Below are 20,023 nucleotides of genomic sequence, written 5' to 3'. Positions count from 1 at the left end.
GGAGACGAGGTTATGTCGCAGGCGATGCAGGCAGCGAAAGAATTCGACATCCGCAACGGGCAAGACGCCGTGCAGATCAACGGCTGGCTGATGTTCAGCAACGGAGCCATGCGGGAAGTCCATCCGCACGGCGCCTATATCGATCCGCCCGCAGATAAGTACGAACGGGCGAAGATCCAGGTGCGTTATCGCGAGGCGCTGCTCCGCAAGGCGGAGAACGACTTCAACACGCTCCGCGAAGCGCTGATCGCGAACGCCGAGTACGGCAGCGCTCAGGAAGCGGTCGGACAGCTCAGGGACTCGCGGAAGATCGTGAAGCAATGCCGCGGCGCCCTCAAGCTGGCCCGCGATCGGATGGAGGCCGCGAAGCCGCAGGGCCTGATCGACGCCGAGCGGGCGGACGCGGAGAACATCGCCGACACGGAGGCGTACCTCGCCGCCATCAACGAGATCAAGATTTGAACGCCAATCAGGAGCGAACCAGAGTCATGCGCGAACTTTACGTCTGCAACGTCAGTAGCCGCCACGGCGGGGGCGACCTGCCCGAACCGCTGGTAGCGCCTCCCACGGCCGAAGGGCCTCCTGTCGCTGCGTATAACGCGGCGGACTGGCCGGACCCGCCTCCGAGGTACTCCGGCGCCGGCAACGCGCCTGAGCCCTCGACAGGGGGCGCTATCCCGGAACCCCTGGCTCTCCCCTCGCTGGAGTAGCGATGAACATCTCCATCCGCGACCTCGAAGGCCGACCGCACTACGTCGTGCCGGCGGTGATGATCGTCGAGGGGGTGCTTAACGGCTCCCGAGGTCCGATCTTTTACCCGGCTGACGAACTGCGGAAATCAGCCCGCGCCTGGAACGGCAAGCCGGTCGTGGTTTATCACCCCGACATGTATTCCGACGGGCTGGCGGGCAATCCGCAGGTCTTCAACCGTCAGAAGATCGGCACGATATTTAACGTCAGCTACCACAACCGACGCCTGCGGGCCGAGGCCTGGATCGACGTGGAACGGGTGGCGTCGGTCGACGGTCGCATCCGGCAGGCCATCCTGTCGAAGCGCACGATGGAGGTATCGACGGGGCTGGTACTCGAAGCGACGAGCGGCCGCGGATCGTACGGGGGCAAGTCGTACGAGATGGTCGCTCAGAACCTCCAGCCGGATCACTTGGCGATCCTTCCGGACCAAGTAGGAGCCTGCTCGATCGCCGACGGCGCCGGGCTGGTGCGTAACGAACACGCTTACGAACCGCTGCTCGCTCCAGCGATGCATTTCTGCGGCACGTAAGCGAATCCAATGGAGGGCGGCACGGCGCGGGAGTAGCTACGCGAGCCGGGCTATTTATCCTTGACCGGATAGCCAGCCGCCCTCCTGTTTTTCCCGCGACGGTCGAGGTAAAGGTCAAGGTTATGAAAACAACTATCGTGCTCCGTGTGGCTGGCTACTGCCGCACGTCGAGCGAGGGACAGCGGGATAACACGTCGATCCCGACGCAGAAGGCCGAGATTGAACGCTTTGCCGCCGCACGCGGTTGGACGATCGTCGGCTGGTACATCGACGAATCCAAGAGCGGAAGCAAGATCGAAGGACGCGACGAGTTTGCCCGCATGATGCGGGACGCCGCGAACGGCGACTTCGACGTGATCGTCGTCTACGACATCAATCGCTTCGGACGCGACGGCACAGACATCATCGCGTCCTCCCGAACGCTGATGAAGGCGTTCAACGTTCGGCTGATGGACACGCGGGGGACTTACGACAGCGGGGATCGCAGCCGCACCCTCACGAACTTTGTAGGTGCCGGCCTCTCCGAGGTCGAACGACTGTCGATCCTGGAACGGACCTGCAAAGGGCGCATCGCCCGTGCTCGGGAGGGGAAGCCGTGGAGTCCGAAGCGCCCCATCGGTCGGGACTACGACAAGACGACCGGACGCTGGTACGTCAATGACAAGGGGAAACGAATCGCCGAGGCGTTGAAGCGATACGTTGCCGGCGAGAGCCTGACGGACCTGTGTAGGGAACTTCAACTCGGCAACAAGAAGTCGGTTTCGTATTGGGTGCACGATGCGCAACTGACCGGGACATACGTCGTCAAGTTCAGCAGCAAGGACGTAGGGATTCACGAGGAGTTCGAGGTTCCGGCAATTCCGCACGTTGTTGCGCCTCGCCTGCTCGCGCAGGTGAAGCGGCGCCTCGAACACAACCGGACCTCCAATCGAACCGACGTCCGACGGTACCGCCTCGCCGGGTTCATCCATTGCGAATGCTGCGGAAAATCACTCACCGGCCAGACATCCAACGGATACGCCTATTACCGGCACAAGGGGACCGTCGGATGCGGGTTTAACGGCGTGCCTGTGGATGAGGTCGAAAGGAGCGTGCTCGGCTATCTGTACGAGCAGTTTCTGGACGAGCCTGCGTTTAACGCCGCCGTCGCTCAGGCGATGCCATCCGAGGATGATCGGAAGCGGCTCGAAAAGGAGCGTTCCCGCTGCGAAAAGCTCCACCGGGGCGTTCAGCGGGAGATCCAACGGCTCGTCGACTCCATCGCGAAGGGCGCGAATCCATCGTTGCTCATCGCCAAGCAAGACAGCCTGATGGCCGACCGTGAACGGCTCTCTGATCAACTCCGCGACGTCGAGACGCAACTCGCGGAAATGCCGAGCGTCGAACACACGCAGTCGGCCGCCATGCTGACGCGCATCCGGCTAAAGGATCAGTTCTGGGGCAGGAAATGGAGCGAACTGCCCTTGGAGGAGGTTAAGCAGTTCCTCCTCCATCTCTTCGGCGACGCGAAGGCGCTGTCGCCGCACGGCGTGTTCGTTCGGAAGGACGAGTCGGGCGAGTTTGTTGTGACGCTCCGGGGCAACGTCAGGTTCCCCGGCGATCCGCGACCGCTGTACGCTATGGGTACGCGGCTGGAGGATTTTGCCGCCAGGGCGAACGCGACCCTCCGCAGGGATTTCCTACGGGGTGTCGCTGCCGCGGATGCGGAACTCGCCGCGGATCGTGCTGCGGCTGATGCCGAGTTGCGGGCGGCTACGGTGGGTTTAAAACCTTCCGCACTTCGCTTGCAATCTGGGTCGAACAAAGTTCGACAAGAGGGTCCCAAGCGAACCTCGTGCTTTAATTCTGACCGCCGCTGACCGCCTCTTGCGGCTGCGCCGCCCGGATTGGCAAGCAATCCGGGCCACCCCGATCCTCTCGCCGTTCCGGCGTTTCCAAAGCCCTCCCGCTCGCTTGCGGGACGCCCGGCAGGCGCCCTAGACTGACGGCCTGCCCGTCGTTCGCCAGCGATTCCGTCATCTTCAGGGATGGAATCTCGCGAGCGACGATTCTTCGCCCGCCTCCTGGCTGACGTTCTCGGCGCCTGGCGATTCGTTCGCTCGCGGCGTCTTGAATAACGACAGTCGCAATTCTTCCTTCGCCTGACGGAGCGTCCTGCATGCTGTCGAAGCCGTTCGCCCTTTCCATCGTCGCTGCGGCCGCAATCGCGACGGCAGGGGTTCCCGCCGCCTGGGCACAGCAGCCCGGCAAGTCCTGGACGCAGTGGCGCGGGCCGGGTCGCGAGGGCCAGTCGTCGTACAAAGGCCTGAACAAGAACTGGGAAAAGTCGCCGCCGAAGCTGCTCTGGACCGCCGAAGGCATGGGCGAAGGCTATGCCAGCGTCAGCATCGACGGCGGGAAGATCTACACCACCGGCAATCTGGCCGACGGCCAGTACCTGATCTGCATCGCCGACGGACAGACCGCTCCCCTCTGGAAGACGAAGCTCACCGAGGGCAAGCCGGAGCATTCGTACGAAGGCGCGCGTTCGACGCCCACGATCGACGGGAATCGCCTGTATGTCGTCAGCTCCGACGGACGAATTTCCTGCGTCGACTCCGCGGGCGGCGACGTCGTCTGGAGCCGCAGCTTCAAGGACGACTTCGGCGGTCGCATGATGTCGGGCTGGGGCTTTTCGGAGTCGCCTCTCGTCGACGGCGACAAGGTCATCTGCACGCCGGGCGGCGACGACGCCATCGTGGTCGCGCTCGACAAGAAGACCGGCGAAGAGATCTGGCGCTGCGGCGGTCCCGAAGCGGAAGGGACCGACGCTCGCGGCAAGAACCTCAAGAAGGGGGCGGGTTACGCCTCGGTCGTCGTCTCCGAAGCGGCCGGCGTTCGTCAGTACGTCACGCTGGTCGGTCAGGGCCTGATCGGCATTCGGGCCGAAGACGGAGCGCTGCTCTGGTCCTACGAGAAGGTCGCCAACGGCGTCGCCAACATCCCGACGCCCATTCCCTACGGCGACTTCGTCTTCGCCTCCAGCGGTTACGGAACCGGCGCGGCGCTCGTGAAGCTCTCGGCGGCGGACGGCGGCGTGAAGGCGGAGGAGGTCTACTTCCTCAAGTCGGACGACTTCCAGAATCATCACGGCGGCATGGTGAAGATCGGCGACTATATCTATGCCGGTCACCAGCACGGCCAGGGCCTGCCCGTCTGCATCGAAGCCGCCACGGGCGAAGTGAAGTGGGTCGATCGCGGGCCGGGCAAGGGTTCCGCCGCCGTGCTGTTCGTCGACGGCTGCCTGATCTTCCGGTATCAGAACGGCCTGGTCGCGCTGATCGAAGCGACGCCGGAAGAGTATCGCCTGCTGGGCGAGTTCACCCCCGCCTATCAGGAAAAGGAGAGCTGGGCTCACCCGGTCGTGGTCGACGGGAAGCTCTATCTCCGCGAGCAGGACAAGCTCATGTGCTATGACGTCAGCGCCTCTTCCTGATCGAGCGCGGGCGAGATACTTCTTAAACTACGAGAGGCCGGGGCGACGATCGCTTCGGCCTCTGTTCGTTCTCTTCTTCGACCTCTCGTCGTCCGACCGACCATGCGAAAGCTCTTCTCTCACGGCGTCGCGTCTCTGGCGGTCCTTGCCGTCGGCTTCTTCGCAGGATGCGGGCCGAGTTACCCCGAAACCGTCCCCGTCAACGGCGTGGTGACGCTCGACGGCCAACCGGTGGAGGGCGCGGCGGTGCTGCTCATGTCGCAGGTTCCGGGGAGCGGCAACGCGGCCCGCGCCGTCACGAAGGCGGACGGAACGTTCACGCTCACGACGTTCAAGGACGATGACGGCGCCCGCCCCGGCAGCTACAAGGCGATCGTGAAGAAGACCGATCTGAAGAACCAGGGGGCCGCGAACGAAGCGCTCGTGGAGTCGTCGCTCGGAGCGAAGCCCGTTCAGGCGGTCGAGTTGTTACCTGAGAAGTACGGCACGCTTCAGACGACGCCGTTCGACGTGGAGGTTAAACCCGACATGGAGCTTCCTCTGAAGCTGGACCTGACGAGCCAGTGACGCGGCGCGCGGCTGCAGGGCCTGGATGCGGCGCCGGAAGATTTCCGTGCGATCGCGAGAGAGGAGACGTACAATCCGCGAAGACCGGTCGGCGCCGACTCCTCCTCTCCAAGGCTGCCCGAAGATGGCTACTCGTCGTGATTTCCTGGCGGATGTAGGACGCGGAATGCTGGTCGCGAGCCTCGGCTCTGCGACCGCTTTCGATTTGGGACTTTCCCGATCGTTCGCGGCGGAAGGGGACGAGCGCCTGACGTTCGGCGAGCTAGAGCCGCTCGTCTCTCTTATGCAGCAGACGCCCGCCGACAGGTTGCTGCCCCTCCTGGTCGAGAAGTCGCGAGCCGGAACCAGCCTGCGAACGTTGACGGCAGCCGGCGCGCTCGCGAACGCGCGAGCTTTCGCCGGTCAGGATTACACCGGCTACCACACGTTCATGGCGCTCGTTCCGGCCTTGCAGATGGCCCAGGAATCGCCCGAGGATCGGCGGCTGCTGCCGGTTTTGAAGGTGCTCCACCGCAACAGTCGCCGCATGCAGGAGCAGGGCGCCGACGATCACGACGCGCTGCACCTGGTCGCGGCGTCAGGAGACGCGTCGACTGGCGAAGACTTGAGAAGCGCGGTGCGCGCCGTCGACTGGTCCGGCGCCGAATCGAGCCTGGCGGGCCTGGCGGCCCGTTCGCCCATCGAGGCGTTCGACGCCCTGCAGTATGCGGTGCAGGACGAAGCGAACGTGCATCGCGTCGTCCTTTCCTGGCGAGCCTGGGCCATGCTCGACGTCGCAGGAGAAGAGTACGCCAGCGCGCTGCTGAGGCAGTCGCTGCGATTCTGCCTGGACTCCGAACAGCAGATGCGCGATCGCAAGTACGCGCCCTCGCCGCTGCGCGATCTGATGCCGAAGCTGATGGAGGAATACAAGCTGCTCGGCCAGTCGCCGGGCTCCCGCCGGCCGGACGATGCCTGGATCGAAGCGCTCTCGACCGCCATCTATTCCGATTCGCGTGCTCAGGCGGCGGAGGCCGTCGCTGCCGCGCTCGCTGAGGGATTCGATCCCGAAGCGGTCGGCGAGGCGCTTTCGCTCGCGGCGACTCGACTGGTTCTGCACGATCCGGGGCGGACGAAGGAGAACAGCAACGCCGAGAAGCCGCCTGGCTGCGTCCACGGCGATTCGGTCGGCGTCCACGCGTCAGACGCCGCCAACGCGTGGCGATCGATCGCCCGGGTCAGTTCGTCGCGCAATCGCGTCGCCAGTCTGATCGCCGGCGCCTTCCATACCGCGGGACAGGCGGGGCGTTCCCTGCCGCAACCCCACTACGTGGAGTCGACCGAGGCGGTTTCGGCGAACGACGGAGCGACCCTCCTCGCGATCACGGAGGAGGCGATCCGCGCGAACGAGCAGGCTCGCGCCTGCGCGGCCATGCATCGTTATTGCGAGTCAAGCCTGCCCGACCGTCCGGCGTTCGATCTGCTGCTCCGCTACGCCGTCAGCGAGGACGGAGCCCTCCATGCAGAGAAGTACTACCGAACGGTGTGCGAGGAATACGCGATCGCGCGTCCTACGTTCCGTTCCCGGCACCTGATCGCGCTCGCTCGCGTCACGGCGAGCGAGTTCGGCCACCCCGCGCCTGGATACGCCGAGGCGCGAGAGCTGCTCGGCATTTCGTGACGCAGCGCGGGGAACCCGAATCGGTCGAAGGCAGCGGGCCTGCCGGCGCCGGCGGAACGCTTTTATTGCATCGAAAGGCTCCCCAGTTAAAATCGGCGGGGCCGCCGACCGTCCGCGCGGCCGGCGATATCGTCCCGCGAAACACCGCTGTCGGAGCTAAAGATGAGTCGATCGGTATGGTTGAAGGGAGCGCTCGTGCTGGGGTTGGCCGTCGCCGTGGCAGGGGCCCAGGAAACGACGCCCCGGAAGTCGCCGCGAGGAAGACTTCCCGCCTATTGGAGCGACGTCGTCGAACCGGAGCAGAAGGACCGGCTTTACGCGGTTCAGAAGAAGTACGAAGCCCAGATCGACGAACTGGAAGCGCAGATCGAGGCGCTGGAGGCGAAGCGCGAAGCGGAGATGACGGAACTGCTCACCCCCGATCAGCGCGAGAAGCTGGCACGCGTCCGGGCTTTCTGGCAGAACGAACAGGAACTGAAGCGCAAGAAGGAAGCCGCCGCGACGACGACGGCCGCGTCGGACGCCGCTCCCGCTCCCGCCGCTCCGTAACGGCAAGCGGCTCTCTTAATTCGAGAACGCTTGCAGCCGGACGAACGACTGCAAGCGTCGCGAGCGCGACGGCCTCATGAGCCGAGCTCAGCCGCCCGCCGAATCATCGTTCTGCGAGATCGGCCCAGGCGTACGACGTTCCGTTCAGCGCGTCGATTGCCGCGGCCAGCGCCGCAGCGTCGCCTTCTTCGGCGTAGGCTTCCAGCCACGCCGTCGCCGCGATCGTCCCGTGCCGTGCCTGTTCCGCACGCAAGGTCGCGTACTCCAGCGTCGCATCCTCGGACAGGCTTCCCTCGGTCCAGAGAATCCGCTCGCCCGCCTGGTAGCCGAGACGCTGCGCAGAGGTCGCATGTGCGATACCGATCGCGCGGGCATCGCTGACTGCACCTGAGGCAGCGCCGCGATGCGCGGAGACCGCGGCTGCGTCGAACGCCACGTTCGCGAGAGCCCCGCGCGGCCGCTCCCGCGAATTCGCGAGCGTCACGACGACCCGCAGGCGCGCCGATTTCTTCGCTCCTGCGGAGTCCGTGACGGTGAGCGTCGCGGAGGTCGTGCCGACCGGAAACGTGCCGAGAGGTTTGGCAATTCGAGAGTTCTTGAACCGAACGCCCGGGGCCCGCCAGGAATAACGAAGAGCGTGTCCGTCGGGGTCGGAGGAGGCGCTGCCGTCGAGCCGAACGGGCGCACCCCTCTCGGATTTCGCCTCGATCCGCACGGTCTTGCCGGGACGGGCGCGGGGCGCACGGTTGACGACGTTCACGATCATCGACTTCGTCGCGGAATTGCCCGCTTCGTCGGTCGCGGTCCACGTCACTCGCGATTCGCCGATGCGGAAGCGCAGGCCCCTGCCGGACTTCACGACGACCGAGTCCGTAACGTTATCGACCGCGTTAGGCGGAGTCAGTCGCAGCGTCGCGAAGACCTCGCCCCAGTCGCAATAGACTGCGACGTCCGACGGCGACTCCAGCGACGGCGCCTCGCGATCCTCGACCGTGACGCGCTGGTTCGCCGTGGACTGATTTCCGTCCGCGTCGATCGCCCGCCAGCGCACGATCGTCTGCCCGACGGGAAGCCGCTCGGGCGCGTCATGCGAAAGATCCGGCTCGCCGTCGCAGAGGTCGAACACCTGCGGCGGCGTGAGCGCGACGTTCGTCGCGTAGTCCTTCGTCGGGTCGGTCGGAACGACGACGTCCGTTGCGACGATCAGCGTCGGAGCGGTCGTGTCCGAAACGGTGACGGTCGTGCCCCACGCGGTCGTCGAATCGCCGTCGCTCGCTTCGACGACGACGCTGCTCGTGCCGTGCGGAAAGTCGTGCTCGAATGCCGTCGATCCGGGCGGCACGTTCTTCTCCTCTTGAAGAACTTCGCCGTTCACTTTCCACCGGATGGTCACGCGATTCCCGTCGTCGCCCACGGCGGTCGACAGAACGACGACGTTCGAATCCCCTTCGCACTCGACCGTGACGGGCTCGATCGGCGCCACCGTCGGGGGAGAGTTGCGAAGCGTCAGCCGAAACGCCGTTTGATCCCCGCGATAGAGGCCGTGTCCGGTGAGAGTCGTTCCGTCGGCAGAAACGCCTTCGACGCTGTCCAGTCGGCTCCATCCTTCCAGGTCGGTCGGATACTCGTGCTCCAGCAGGTCCCACAGCGAGAGACATTCGCCGTTCTTCCAGACGCAGGCGGCGCCGCCGTCGGAGAAAGGCTGGCTGAACGTATCGCACCTTCCGACGATGAGCGAGCCGTCCGCAGAAACGTCGTTCGCCGACGACTTGCCGCTGAACCCTGCCACGATCTTCGGGAGCGTCCGGGTTCCGTCAGCGGCCGTCCAGACGAAACCGTACTCGGCGGTCGTATTCGGATTAAAGTTGCCGACCATCGTATTTCCGTCATCCGACACTGCGGTCGCCGCGCATCGCGTCCCCAGATCGCCGAGTTCGAGCGGTTGCACGCCGGTAGCCGCCGTCCATCGAAAGGCCCGCCGGAACGGCTGATCCGACTCCGACCAGCCGACGATGACGCTGCCGTCGAACGACGCATCCGTGGCGACGCTGATGCCGTTGAACCCTCCGATCGTTCCCAGGTCGTACGGCGGCGCCGAGTCGCTGTAGCGATACGCATGCGACGGCAGGCGGTTGATGGTTCCGCCGTAGCCGACCGCGAAATCGCCGTCGCCCGAGATGCCGTACGCGACGCCGCGATCGAACGTGTCCGGCGCGTAAGGTTCCTCGAGCGTGCCGTCGGGTTTCCAGCGTGCCGGAGTCGCGTTTCGGAACGCTCCGTAAGTCAGTCCGACGACGACGGTCCCGTCGCCGGAAACTCCATGGGCGTCGCTCTCGTCATCCAGCGGATGGGGCGCGAGCTCCTGCATGCCTCCCTCGAGGGTCCACCGGAATCCATGCGGCTTGCCGATCGGGCCGTTGGACCAGCCTACGATGACGCTGCCGTCGTCGGAAACGCGGCGACCGGAGGAGCGGCGGTAACTCGTCGTCAAGTGACCGAGCGACTCGATCGTCGACTCTTCCTGCCCCAGACCCTGACTGACGTCCAAGCTGGCGAGAACGATCAACGTTACGGCGGCGATAACGGATGATTTCAAGCGGTTGCAACCTTTCCTGTCGACGTCCGGCGATCGCCGCCGGCGAAGCGGCTATGATAGTCACCCGCACGGACGAACAGGAGTCTACCCGTACACGTTCCGCTCATGGAAGTCGTACGGACGGTCGAACTCTGAGAACCTCCCCGAACATCGTCGAGTACGAGAAAAGGCCGCCGCGTTCTAAACGCGACGGCCTCGATGCTTTTCCTGCTGGATCTGACGCGCTGGTCAGACGCCGTCAGTTCGAGGACTCGAAGTCGGCCTGACCGTAATACGCGGCGTTCGACGCGGCGGTCAGGGCGGCCAGGTACTCGTCGTAGTAGCTATCGACGTCCGGCGACTGGAAGTACGCGTACTGCACGTACTCCCTCGTGTAGAAGCTGAAGTACGACTGGTACCATCGGAGGTGACGATAGAGGCCCAGGCGGTTCGGGAAGTCGCCGCCGTCGACGTAGTCGATCGATGCAGCGGCCCGGTCGTACTCGCCGGCCAGCCGGGCGGCGTCGACCGCGGCGGCGAAGTACGCGTTCGTCGGCGCCCTGTCCGCGAGACCTCCGCAGCGGGTGATTGCCTCTTCGACGAACGGCCGGACGTACGGACCATACGCTCGCCTGTCGATCACGAGCCGCTGAGCGTACTCGATGCGGACGAGTACGGAGTCTCTGTCGACTAAACCTGCCTCGTCGGTGACCCTCAGAACGACGCGCGTCGTTCCGACAGGGAACGACCCGATCGGAGTCGGGGACGTCGGATCGTCGAACCGCACGCCAGGAGCGCTCCATAAGAACGTCAGGTCCTGACGGTCAGGATCCGAGGAACCGCGTCCGTCCAGTTTCAGGTCGCCTCCCTTCCGCGAATACATCAGCGCGTCGCGGTCGTTGCCGGCGTCGGCGACGGGGCGCCGATTGACGACCTTGACGACCAGCGACCAGGTCGCTTCGTTGCCGGCCGCGTCGGTGGCGGTCCACGTCACGCGTGTGTTGCCGATCGGGAATCGCGACGGAGCGTCGTCGACGACCGTGATCGGACCCGGAGCGTTGTCGCTCACTTCCGGTCGGGGGAGTCGCGGCGTAGCGAAGATTTCGCCCCGGTCCACGTTCACCGTGAAGTTCGACCCGCCCACGATCTGCGGCGGTTCGCGATCGACGACGGTCACCTTCTGCGTACCGGTCGAGACGTTGCCGTCGGCGTCGGTCGCGGTCCAGGTCACGGTCGTTTCGCCGAGCGGATACCGAACCGGAGCGTCGTTCGTCAGCGTCGGATCGCCGTCGCACAGGTCGAAGACCTCGGGCTCCTTCAGAACGACGTTCGTCGCGAACGCCTTGTTCGGGTCGGTCGGAACGACGACGTCTTCCGCGACGATGATCGTCGGGGACGTCGTATCGCGAACCGTCACGGTGGTGGAGGCAGTCGCGAGGTCGTAGCCGTCGGTTACGTCGATCACGACGGTATTCGGACCATGGGGATAGTCGAACTGGAAGACGACCGTGCCCGGCGGATTCGCCACGTTGTCGACCTGCGCGACGTTTCCGTTGACCTTCCACGTGACGGTCAGGGGGTGATCGTCGGCGTCATCGACGTCGGCGGCGAGCGTGACGAGGTTCATGCCCCCCTTGCATTCGATGGACACCGCCGCGGGGGTCGTGACGGTCGGAACTTCGTTCTTCGGCACCTGGATGGTGAACGAGATGCTGCCGATCTTGTTCGCAGGATCTTCGTACGACAGCGTCACGACGTACGAGGTATCGAACTGCGACGGATTCGGCGCGAACGAAAGGTCAGTCGCGAACGGCGACGGGGAGGTCGTGCCCGCGTTAGGAGTCAAGGTCGCTCCGGTCGGCAGGCCCGTCGCGCTCAGCGACATCGCGCCCGCTTCGGGGTCGGTCGCCAGAAAGCTCATATCCAGCGTCTGACCGACCTTCACCTGAACGGTACCGCCGTCGACGACGTCGGGAGAGACGACGACCGGCGGCAGATTCAGCGGAATCGCGTCCGACACGAGGACGCGATCGAAATAGATGCGACCCGTGATCGCCGTCGGCGTCGGATTGAACGACGTGGCCGGCGGCGTGTAGGTCGGGATGCCGCTGGAGGTTCCCAGATAGTTCTCTTCGGAGACGTACAGCCGTCCGTCCGAACTGACTTCGATGCCGGTCAACTGCGCGATCGTGCTGCGCGCCGTGCCGAAGTCGGGAACGACGATGTCGGCGCCGCCGGCGCTGAGATCGGCCTTGAGGAGTTGCTTGATGGGCGGAACCACGGCCGGCGTCGCCTCGCTGACGCGCGAAACGACGTAGACCTTGTCCTGGTAAACCGCGACGTCCGCCGCTGCGTTGATCGGCGCGGAGGAGATGACGGTGAGGCCGTCCGCGGAGATGCGATAGACGCGACTGGTCGCCGAAGCGGCGACGAAGACGGTGCCGTCGGCGTCGACTGTGATGCCGTTTCCTTCTTCGCTGCCGGGCAGAATCAGCGGCGGCGTCCAGCTAGCGTCCAAAACAGGGAACGCCACGTCGGTAACGTCCCAGCGGCGGACCTCGTTGGTGTTGACGACGTAGGCGTAGTACGTGCTCCCCTGCTTCGAAACCGCGACTCCAAGAGGTTTGGTCAGCCCGAACGCGCCGAGCGGCGTCGTCGAGAGATTCGCGTCGTAGATGCGAACGATGCTGCTGTCACGTAGCGATACATAAACGTTGCCGCGATCGTCGGTCGCGAGACCGCGAGGACTGCTTGCCGAGACGTGCAGCCAGGCCTCGAAACCGGGTACGCCAGGCGTGGTGAACGTCGGCGGATAGATGGGGTTGGTTCCGACGACCGGACCCAGACCGCCGACGCCGCCTGGGCCGGCTCCGTTACCGAAAATGACGGTGTCCGTTCCTGCGACGGCCAGGATGTCGGAACTCACCTTCCGAACCACCTGCGTTCCGGCGCCCGGGCTCTGGATGTAGCCCGTGTAGATCGAGGTTCCGTCGGCGCTGAGCGCGAGACTGCGAACGGTTCGCGGTTGGGCGAGAGCGTTTCGCTCCGCGAAGTAGTTCGACTGCACAGTCCACGTCGTCTGGGCGGCCGCGGGAGCGACGATCGCGACAGCGAGCAGCGCCGCCGTCCAGGCGATGAGAAACGGCCGGCGATGCAGCACGGAGAACCGGCTGCCAGCGCTGAGAAATTTCGACATTCAGGAATCCTCGAAAATGGCACAGGCGCCGCGTCCATCTGCCGCGCGGACGGATCCACGGCACGCATAAAAAACCTAGTGTTCGACCGCAGGCGCCGCGAGTGCGAGACGATCGACGCCTGCGAACTTGAGAGCCCGACTTTGGAGGGGGGGCGACGCGTCGCCAGCGAGTCGCTGGGATGCCGGATCGTGCGGAAGTCGGTCGGCAGGGGGGGGGGCAGTAGAGCAGAGTTTGACGATTGTGCCGAAACTAATTGAACGATCGACGTCATTCAAGGAGATGGATCGAGGTTCAGGCTCCATCAGTCGCACCGATTCGCCGCCTTGCCGAGAACGGGAGAGCACCTGCATGGGGCGAATTACAGTGGGTGACTCGTAATTGTTCCCTTCTTCGCCTTCTCATCGCATCTCGCCGATGTCGCTTGCCGCCTCGCTTCGCCTCTCGGCGCTCCTCAGTTTTTTGCTGGTCGTCCCGACGGCGCTCGGCCAGGAATTGGGCCAGGAGTTCGCCATCCGAGACGGCGACGTCGTCGGATTCCTCGGCGACAGCATCACGGCGGAGCGAACCTACGGGAAACTGATCGAGAACTACACGCTGCTGCGGTTTCCCGAACGCGAGGTTCGCTTCGTCAACCTGGGGATCGGCGGCGATATGGCGGCGGGCGGGCTGGCGAGACTGGAGCGCGACGTCTTCGAGCGGGGCGTGACGCTGTTGACCGTCGCGTACGGCATCAACGACATCGGCTGGGGAATGAAGGCCGACGATGAGCATCGCCAGCGCTATCTGGACTCGATCCGCGGAATCGTCCGAGCCTGTCGCGAGCGGGGCGTGCGGGTCGTCATCTGCTCCGCAGCCGTGACGGCGGCCGATCCTGACAAGTCAGAACACGAGTACCTGCAGCAGATGTGCGACGCGGGGCTCGCCGCCGCACGCGAAGAGGGAGGCGGCACGATCGACGTGCAGCGCATGATGCGCGAGGCTCAGCGTCGAATCGAAGCCGCGAACGAAGGACTGCCGACGGAGAAACACGAATCGCTGCACGCGCCCGACGGCATCCATCTCAACGCGCTCGGCCAACTCGCGATGGCGCACGCGATCCTGAAGGGCCTGGGCGCGCCGCAGGAAGTCTCGGCTTGCACCATCGACGCCGACGCAGAAAAGGCCGTCGAAGCGCGAGGCTGCTCCATCCGCGACATACACAGCGACGAGAAGGGCGTCCGCTTTACGCGGCAGGACGACGCGCTCCCTTTCAACAACGGCGCCTTCGCGGCGTTCTCCTACCGCTTCGTACCGATCCAGGAGATCAACGCCTACCGTCTGCAAGTGACGAACCTGGCGCCGGGGACGTACGACCTGGTCGTCGACGGTCGGGCCGTCGGTTCGTACGACGCCGAAACGCTGTCGGGAGGCATCGACATCGCCTCCGCGACGGCGGACGGCTGGCAACCGGGCGGCCCCTGGGACGCCCAGGCGACGATGCTCAAGTCGCTGACCGAGGCGCGGCACGAACTTGATCAGGCGCTGCGGAACGGCGAGAGCACGCTGCCCGAGAGCGCCCTCCTGCGGGAACTGCGGCATGAGACCGACGCTGCCAACGCGAAGCTCGAAGCGATGCAGCGCCTCGTCGCGAAGCCCCGACCTTACGAGTTCGTGCTCACCCGCCGCGAGTAACCGCAGATCGCATTCGCGGTCTCGACGGGAGGGGACGAACCGCTCGTCGAACCTCAGGCATTCGACCTCCCTCTTCGAGGAACAGGTCCGGCCGACCCGGCGCCCCGAAAGCGACAGGCGTAACCTACGACGACGAAGAGACTTAAGCCAGCCGCCCGTCGCTGGGTCGCTTGCCGAACGGCATTGACCCGGTTTGCCTCCTTTTCCATACTGCGAGAGCGCGGAAGTTCCGTGCCTGCCGGACGTTGTTCGAAAGCTCTGTGCGCATGGCCGTCGTCGAAACCGACTCGAAAACCTACAGCCGACGACTTGCCGAGCGGGCCCGCGCTGCGTCGAAGGGCCTCGCGACCGTCTCGGGAGAGGTGCGCAACGCCTGGCTCAAGTCCTCGGCAGCCGCGCTTCGCGAAGCGACCGCCTCCATTCTGGAAGCGAACGACCAGGATCTGGCGAGCGCCGACGGGTTCGGCCTGACGGACGCGGAAAAGGATCGCCTGCGTCTCGACAAAAAGCGGGTCGAGGCGATCGCGGCGGGGCTGGAACAGATCGCTTCGCTGCCCGACCCGATCGGTCGAATCATCGATCACACGATGCGTCCCAACGGCCTGTCGATCTCCAAGATCCGGGTGCCGCTCGGGACGGTCTTCTTCATTTACGAGTCGCGTCCCAACGTCACGGCGGACGCCGCGGCGATCTGCGTGAAGAGCGGCAACGCCGTCATTCTTCGCGGCGGAAAAGAGGCGGCGAGCAGCAGCGCCGCGATCGTCGCCGTGCTGCGCGAGGAACTCCTCCGGCACGCGTTGCCCGAGGACGCCGTCCAGATCGTCGAGTCGTCCGACCGCGACATCGTCGGCCATCTGCTCAGGATGAACGACTGCATCGATGTCGCCATTCCGCGGGGCGGAGCGGGCCTGATCCGCCGGGTCGCCGACGAAGCGACGATGCCGGTGATCAAGCACTTCGACGGCAACTGCCACGTCTACGTCGACGCGGCTGCGGATCTCGACTTGGCCGCGAAGATCGTCGTCAACTCGAAGTGCAGTCGTATGGGCGTCTGCAACGCCTGCGAGTCGATATTGATTCACCGCGACGTCGCGAAGGCGTTCCTGCCGAAGATCGGGAAGGAACTGGCCGATCGCGGCGTCGAGATTCGCGGCGACGAACCGACGCAGGCGGCGATTCCGGCCGCCGTCGCCGCGACCGAGGAAGACTGGTCGACCGAGTACCTCGGGCCGACGATCTCCTGCAAGGTGGTCGACTCGCTGGAGCAGGCGATCGACTGGATCGAACGCTACGGCTCGCACCATACGGACGCCATCGTCACGCGCGATCTGGCCGCGTCGCAGAAGTTCGCCGCGGGGGTCGATTCCGCCGCCGTCATCATCAACGCCAGTACCCGCTTCCACGACGGCGGCGAGTTCGGCATGGGCGCCGAGATCGGGATCAGCACCGACAAGTTCCACGCTCGCGGACCCTGCGGCCTCGAAGAACTGACCAGCTACAAATACGTGGTCGTCGGAGACGGCCAGATCCGGCAGTAACGGAACCAGAGTCCGAAGATTCGGCAGTTCCGCCGAACGGGTCGCGAGACGTCCAGGAGGGACCGATGAGCGACGAAGTGCTTTCGCACGACGAAGTCGAAAATCTGCTCAGTTCGCTCGATCCGAACGCGGACGATGCGCAGCGGCCTGCCGTCAAGCACGTCGCGACCGAAGAGCGGCGCGGTCGCGAGAAGATCGTCCCGTACGACTTCAAGCGTCCCGAACGCGTCGGCAAGGAGCAGATGCGCGCGCTCCAGACGCTGCATGACGGGCTGGGGCGGAACTTCAGCGTGTCGCTCTCGAACGTGCTCCGCAGCGTCGTCGATCTGAAGCTCGTCAGCGTCGATCAGCTCACGTACGGCGAGTTCGTCTTCAGCCTCGAGAACCCGACCTGCTTCGTCCTGCTTAAGGCGGACCCGCTGCCCGGCAATCTGATTCTGGATCTCGATCCGGTCGTCCTGTTTCCGATGATCGATCGCCTGCTGGGCGGCGGGAAAGAGTCAGGACTGATCGCCAGGCGGGCGCTGACCGAGATCGAACTGAAGATCGTCGAGCGGATCGTGCAGCTCTTCCTGCGCGAGCTGAAGCGTGCGTGGGAGACGCTCGTCGCGCTGGAACTATCCGTCGAAAAGATCGAGTCCAACCCGCAACTCGTGCAGGTCGTTCCGCCGAGCGAAGTCGTCATCCTCGTGACGTTCGAAGCCTGCGTGAACGATGTCCGTGGGATGATCAATCTCTGCATCCCGTACAACTCGATCGAGCGCATCGGCTCGAACCTGGCCGAGAAAACCTGGGCCGGCTACGGTCGCACCAACGTCACGCAGAAGACGAAGGAGACCGTTTCGCGGAGCCTCGACCGGTCGGATCTGGAACTGGTCGTCCGCTTCGCGCCGGGGAAGATCAGCGTCGAGGAGCTGATCGGCCTGCGCGTCGGCGACGTCATTCTGACCGAGCACGACGTCCGCCAGCCGCTGACGGTCTCGATCTCCGACGCGACGAAGTTTCTCGCCAGCCCCGGCCAGCTCAAGGGGAGAAAGGCCATCCAGATCGAGAAGGTCGTCAGCCCCGTCGAAGCCCCGAAGAAGGGTTGACGCCTGCCTGACCGTCATGTGTGCCATGCCCACATCGCGCCAGCAGGGTGGGCATGTAAGGTTCGGCCGGCCCCTGGAGCATGCCCACCCTTCCTTCGGAGATGTGGGCATGGCACACGGCGAGCGGAGGGTGTAAGCCCTCCGTGGCATCGATGGTTCGTCGCGCCGAAGACACGGAGGGCTTACACCCTCCGCTCGCCTCTATGGCGCATGGGCCTACGACTACGCCTTCAGATCGACCAGGTCGGCGCCCTTCGTGCGGTTGAGCGTCGCAGCCCGATCGCGATTCGCTTCGATCGCGAAGCGTTCCTGCTCCAGAGGCAGGAGTTGGTAGAAGACGTTCCGCTGCCGGGGAACGTAGCCCAACTCCTCGATCGCGCCGCGAATCTGCTCCAGCGTGAGGAGATGCACCGTGCCCGCTTCGGCGACGACGTTCTCCTCGATCATGAGCGAGCCCATGTCGTTGGCGCCGAACTGCATCGCGAGCTGGCCGATCTTCTGCCCCTGCGTGACCCAGCTCGACTGGATGTTCGGCACGTTGTCGAGGTAGAGCCGGCTGACTGCCTGCGTCTTGAGATACTCGAAGCTGCCGGCGGGCGCGATGTGGGCCATCTCCGTATGGTCGGGCTGAAACGTCCAGCAGATGAACGCGGTGAAGCCGCCCGTTTCGTCCTGAAGCTGCCGCACGCGATCGAGATGCTCGATCCGCTCGGCCAGAGTTTCGACATGGCCGAACATCATCGTGGCGGAGCTCTTGCCGCCCAGTTCGTGCCAGACCCGCATCACGTCGAGCCATTCGTCGGTCATCACCTTTCCGCGGGTGATCGCGGCACGGACGCGATCGACCAGGATCTCCGCTCCGCCGCCGGGCAGACTGCCGAGGCCGGCTTCCTTCAGACGAGTCAGGATCTCTCTTAGCGAAAGCTTGTTGACCTTCGTGAAGTGGTAGATCTCCGGCGGGCTGAAGCCGTGAACGTTGACCTGCGGGAAGGCCTGCTTGATGTCGCGAAGCAGCTCCTCGTACCAGTCGAGCTTGAACTTCGGGTGGAGTCCTCCCTGCATCAGGATCTGCTCGCCGCCGAGAGCGACGGTCTCTTCTACCTTTTTGAGCAGGACCTCGCGCGGAAGGACGTAACCCTCCTCCGACTTCGGAGTGCGATAGAACGCGCAGAAGTCGCACACCGCCGTGCAGACGTTGGTGTAGTTGACGTTCCGGTCGATGTTGTAGGTGCGAAAGTCCTCCGGATGGAGGCGCCGCGTCACGGCGTCAGCCGCGCGTCCGATCTTCGCCAGATCGTGCGACTCCAGCAGCGCGACCCCCTCGGCGGGCGTGATGCGCTCGCCGGCGACGGCCTTGTCGAGAATAGCGTCAATGCTGAAGGCAATCATGGAATCGGACCTCTCGTCCCGCCGGCGCCAGGTTCAGGGCCACGGCCTGCTCATAGAAAGCAGCCAGCCCCGCACGTTCCCGGCGACCGAGTCGGAAGTGCAGATGCTTGCGAAAGTAATCGAGCGCCGCCTGCGGCGACAGCCCGAGCGGCGGACCTTCTTCGGCGGCGATCCGCTCGGCATGAATCAGGCCTTCGTCGCGACACCGCTCGAGAGCCGCTTCCAGTTCGGCCAGCGCTTCGCGGTCGACTCCGGGCCGGGCGACCCACATGGCGAACACGAACGGCAGGTTCTGTACGGTTCCCCAGGTTTCGGCCCCCCACGCCTGGGCCAGATCCCAGACGCAGGCGTAATCCTCGTCGCGGACATGCATCGCCCGATCGCCGATCACCAGGATCGCGTCCGCGTCAGCGGAACGGAAATCGGCGTCGATGGGGAGCGGACGCGTCGCCGGCTCGATCCCGCAGCGTCGATGCAGCAGGATCCGGGCAAGCGTCGCGCTGGTCCGCGATCCTTCGTCGAGCGCCAGCGTCCTTACCTGCTCGGGCGGCGTTCGGAACAGGAGCTTCACGCTCCAGACCGGACCCCGGGCGGCGATGCAGGCGTCGGAGACGATCTCGCAGCCGGGCTGACGAAAGTATTCGATCGCGGGGATAAGCGCGACGTCGTAGCGCTCTTCCGCTAGACCCGTCGCCAGACGGCTCGGCAGGTCGAGCGTCAGCGTCGCGAAGGGCGCCTGTTCGGAGAGTCCGAACAGCAGCGGCTTGCTGTTGAGATAGGAAACGGCCCCCACCCGGATCGGTCGGAGCTTATCGACGGTCATGGAACGCGGCTCGTCGGAAAGCGGCTGGACGATGCGATTCTAACCGCGGAACGCGGGACCGTCGAAGCCGGATCGCTCCGGCTTCGACGTCCGCAGCGCCGTCAGGCGGACAGGCAGCGCCTGTGGAGGGCGTGCCCATCGATCGCCGCTATTTCAACCGTTTTCGCGAGGCCCTCCTCAACGACCGTTCGCTCGCCTGCGACCAG

The 20,023-nt window shown here is 65.0% G+C and carries 15 protein-coding genes; 11 read left to right on the top strand and 4 right to left on the bottom strand.

The window, feature by feature from the left end; all coding sequences use genetic code 11:
* Nucleotides 1-12 precede the first annotated feature (12 nt).
* The 8 genes from SH602x_RS03890 to SH602x_RS03855 all read left to right on the top strand — a co-directional run bounded on the left by SH602x_RS03890 (nt 13) and on the right by SH602x_RS03855 (nt 7,533).
* Nucleotides 13-462 carry a hypothetical protein gene (locus SH602x_RS03890; protein ID WP_479475559.1) on the top strand — a complete coding sequence of 150 codons (450 nt, stop codon included), beginning with the start codon at nt 13-15 and terminating at the stop codon, nt 460-462.
* A gap of 26 nt (nt 463-488) precedes the next feature.
* Nucleotides 489-710 carry a hypothetical protein gene (locus SH602x_RS03885; RefSeq protein ID WP_479475558.1) on the top strand — a complete coding sequence of 74 codons (222 nt, stop codon included), beginning with the start codon at nt 489-491 and terminating at the stop codon, nt 708-710.
* 2 nt (nt 711-712) lie between these two features.
* The gene (locus SH602x_RS03880; RefSeq protein WP_479475557.1) at nt 713-1,282 is read left to right on the top strand and encodes a DUF2213 domain-containing protein; all 570 of its coding nucleotides are present in this window, start codon (nt 713-715) and stop codon (nt 1,280-1,282) included.
* Nucleotides 1,283-1,404: 122 nt separating this feature from the next.
* Nucleotides 1,405-3,141, top strand: coding sequence for a recombinase family protein (locus tag SH602x_RS03875; protein ID WP_479475556.1), 1,737 nt, complete (start codon nt 1,405-1,407; stop codon nt 3,139-3,141).
* A gap of 299 nt (nt 3,142-3,440) precedes the next feature.
* Nucleotides 3,441-4,757 (top strand): PQQ-binding-like beta-propeller repeat protein, encoded by a 1,317-nt coding sequence (locus SH602x_RS03870; protein WP_479475555.1) that lies wholly within the window; start codon nt 3,441-3,443, stop codon nt 4,755-4,757.
* Nucleotides 4,758-4,859: 102 nt separating this feature from the next.
* Nucleotides 4,860-5,324, top strand: coding sequence for a carboxypeptidase-like regulatory domain-containing protein (locus tag SH602x_RS03865; RefSeq protein ID WP_479475554.1), 465 nt, complete (start codon nt 4,860-4,862; stop codon nt 5,322-5,324).
* Nucleotides 5,325-5,448: 124 nt separating this feature from the next.
* The gene (locus tag SH602x_RS03860; RefSeq protein WP_479475553.1) at nt 5,449-6,984 is read left to right on the top strand and encodes a hypothetical protein; all 1,536 of its coding nucleotides are present in this window, start codon (nt 5,449-5,451) and stop codon (nt 6,982-6,984) included.
* Nucleotides 6,985-7,146: 162 nt separating this feature from the next.
* Nucleotides 7,147-7,533 (top strand): hypothetical protein, encoded by a 387-nt coding sequence (locus tag SH602x_RS03855; RefSeq protein ID WP_479475552.1) that lies wholly within the window; start codon nt 7,147-7,149, stop codon nt 7,531-7,533.
* A gap of 103 nt (nt 7,534-7,636) precedes the next feature.
* On the opposite strand, the gene SH602x_RS03850 is transcribed toward SH602x_RS03855, so the two are convergent.
* Nucleotides 7,637-10,129 (bottom strand): HYR domain-containing protein, encoded by a 2,493-nt coding sequence (locus SH602x_RS03850; protein WP_479475551.1) that lies wholly within the window; start codon nt 10,127-10,129, stop codon nt 7,637-7,639.
* 238 nt (nt 10,130-10,367) lie between these two features.
* Nucleotides 10,368-13,304, bottom strand: coding sequence for an HYR domain-containing protein (locus SH602x_RS03845; protein WP_479475550.1), 2,937 nt, complete (start codon nt 13,302-13,304; stop codon nt 10,368-10,370).
* Nucleotides 13,305-13,719: 415 nt separating this feature from the next.
* Between SH602x_RS03845 and SH602x_RS03840 the strand changes: the two genes are divergently transcribed.
* From SH602x_RS03840 to fliM, 3 genes are all read left to right on the top strand, one after another.
* Nucleotides 13,720-14,976 (top strand): SGNH/GDSL hydrolase family protein, encoded by a 1,257-nt coding sequence (locus tag SH602x_RS03840; RefSeq protein ID WP_479475549.1) that lies wholly within the window; start codon nt 13,720-13,722, stop codon nt 14,974-14,976.
* Between the two features lie 266 nt (nt 14,977-15,242).
* Nucleotides 15,243-16,514, top strand: coding sequence for a glutamate-5-semialdehyde dehydrogenase (locus SH602x_RS03835; protein ID WP_479475548.1), 1,272 nt, complete (start codon nt 15,243-15,245; stop codon nt 16,512-16,514).
* Nucleotides 16,515-16,579: 65 nt separating this feature from the next.
* On the top strand, nt 16,580-17,605 hold the full coding sequence (gene fliM / locus SH602x_RS03830) for a flagellar motor switch protein FliM (RefSeq protein WP_479475547.1): 1,026 nt from the start codon (nt 16,580-16,582) through the stop codon (nt 17,603-17,605).
* Between the two features lie 222 nt (nt 17,606-17,827).
* Here the strand turns inward: fliM and mqnC are convergent, their stop codons facing one another.
* Both mqnC and SH602x_RS03820 read right to left on the bottom strand, forming a co-directional pair.
* Complete coding sequence (mqnC, locus tag SH602x_RS03825; protein ID WP_479475546.1) at nt 17,828-18,994, bottom strand: cyclic dehypoxanthinyl futalosine synthase; 1,167 nt, start codon at nt 18,992-18,994, stop codon at nt 17,828-17,830.
* The gene (locus SH602x_RS03820) at nt 18,975-19,817 is read right to left on the bottom strand and encodes a menaquinone biosynthetic enzyme MqnA/MqnD family protein (protein WP_479475545.1); all 843 of its coding nucleotides are present in this window, start codon (nt 19,815-19,817) and stop codon (nt 18,975-18,977) included. The genes mqnC and SH602x_RS03820 overlap by 20 nt, the downstream gene beginning before the upstream one ends.
* Nucleotides 19,818-20,023 lie beyond the last annotated feature (206 nt).

This window comes from Lignipirellula cremea (assembly GCF_056501455.1).
Note: the sequence above shows the minus strand (reverse complement) of the source record. Positions and strands in the feature narration are given on the sequence as shown.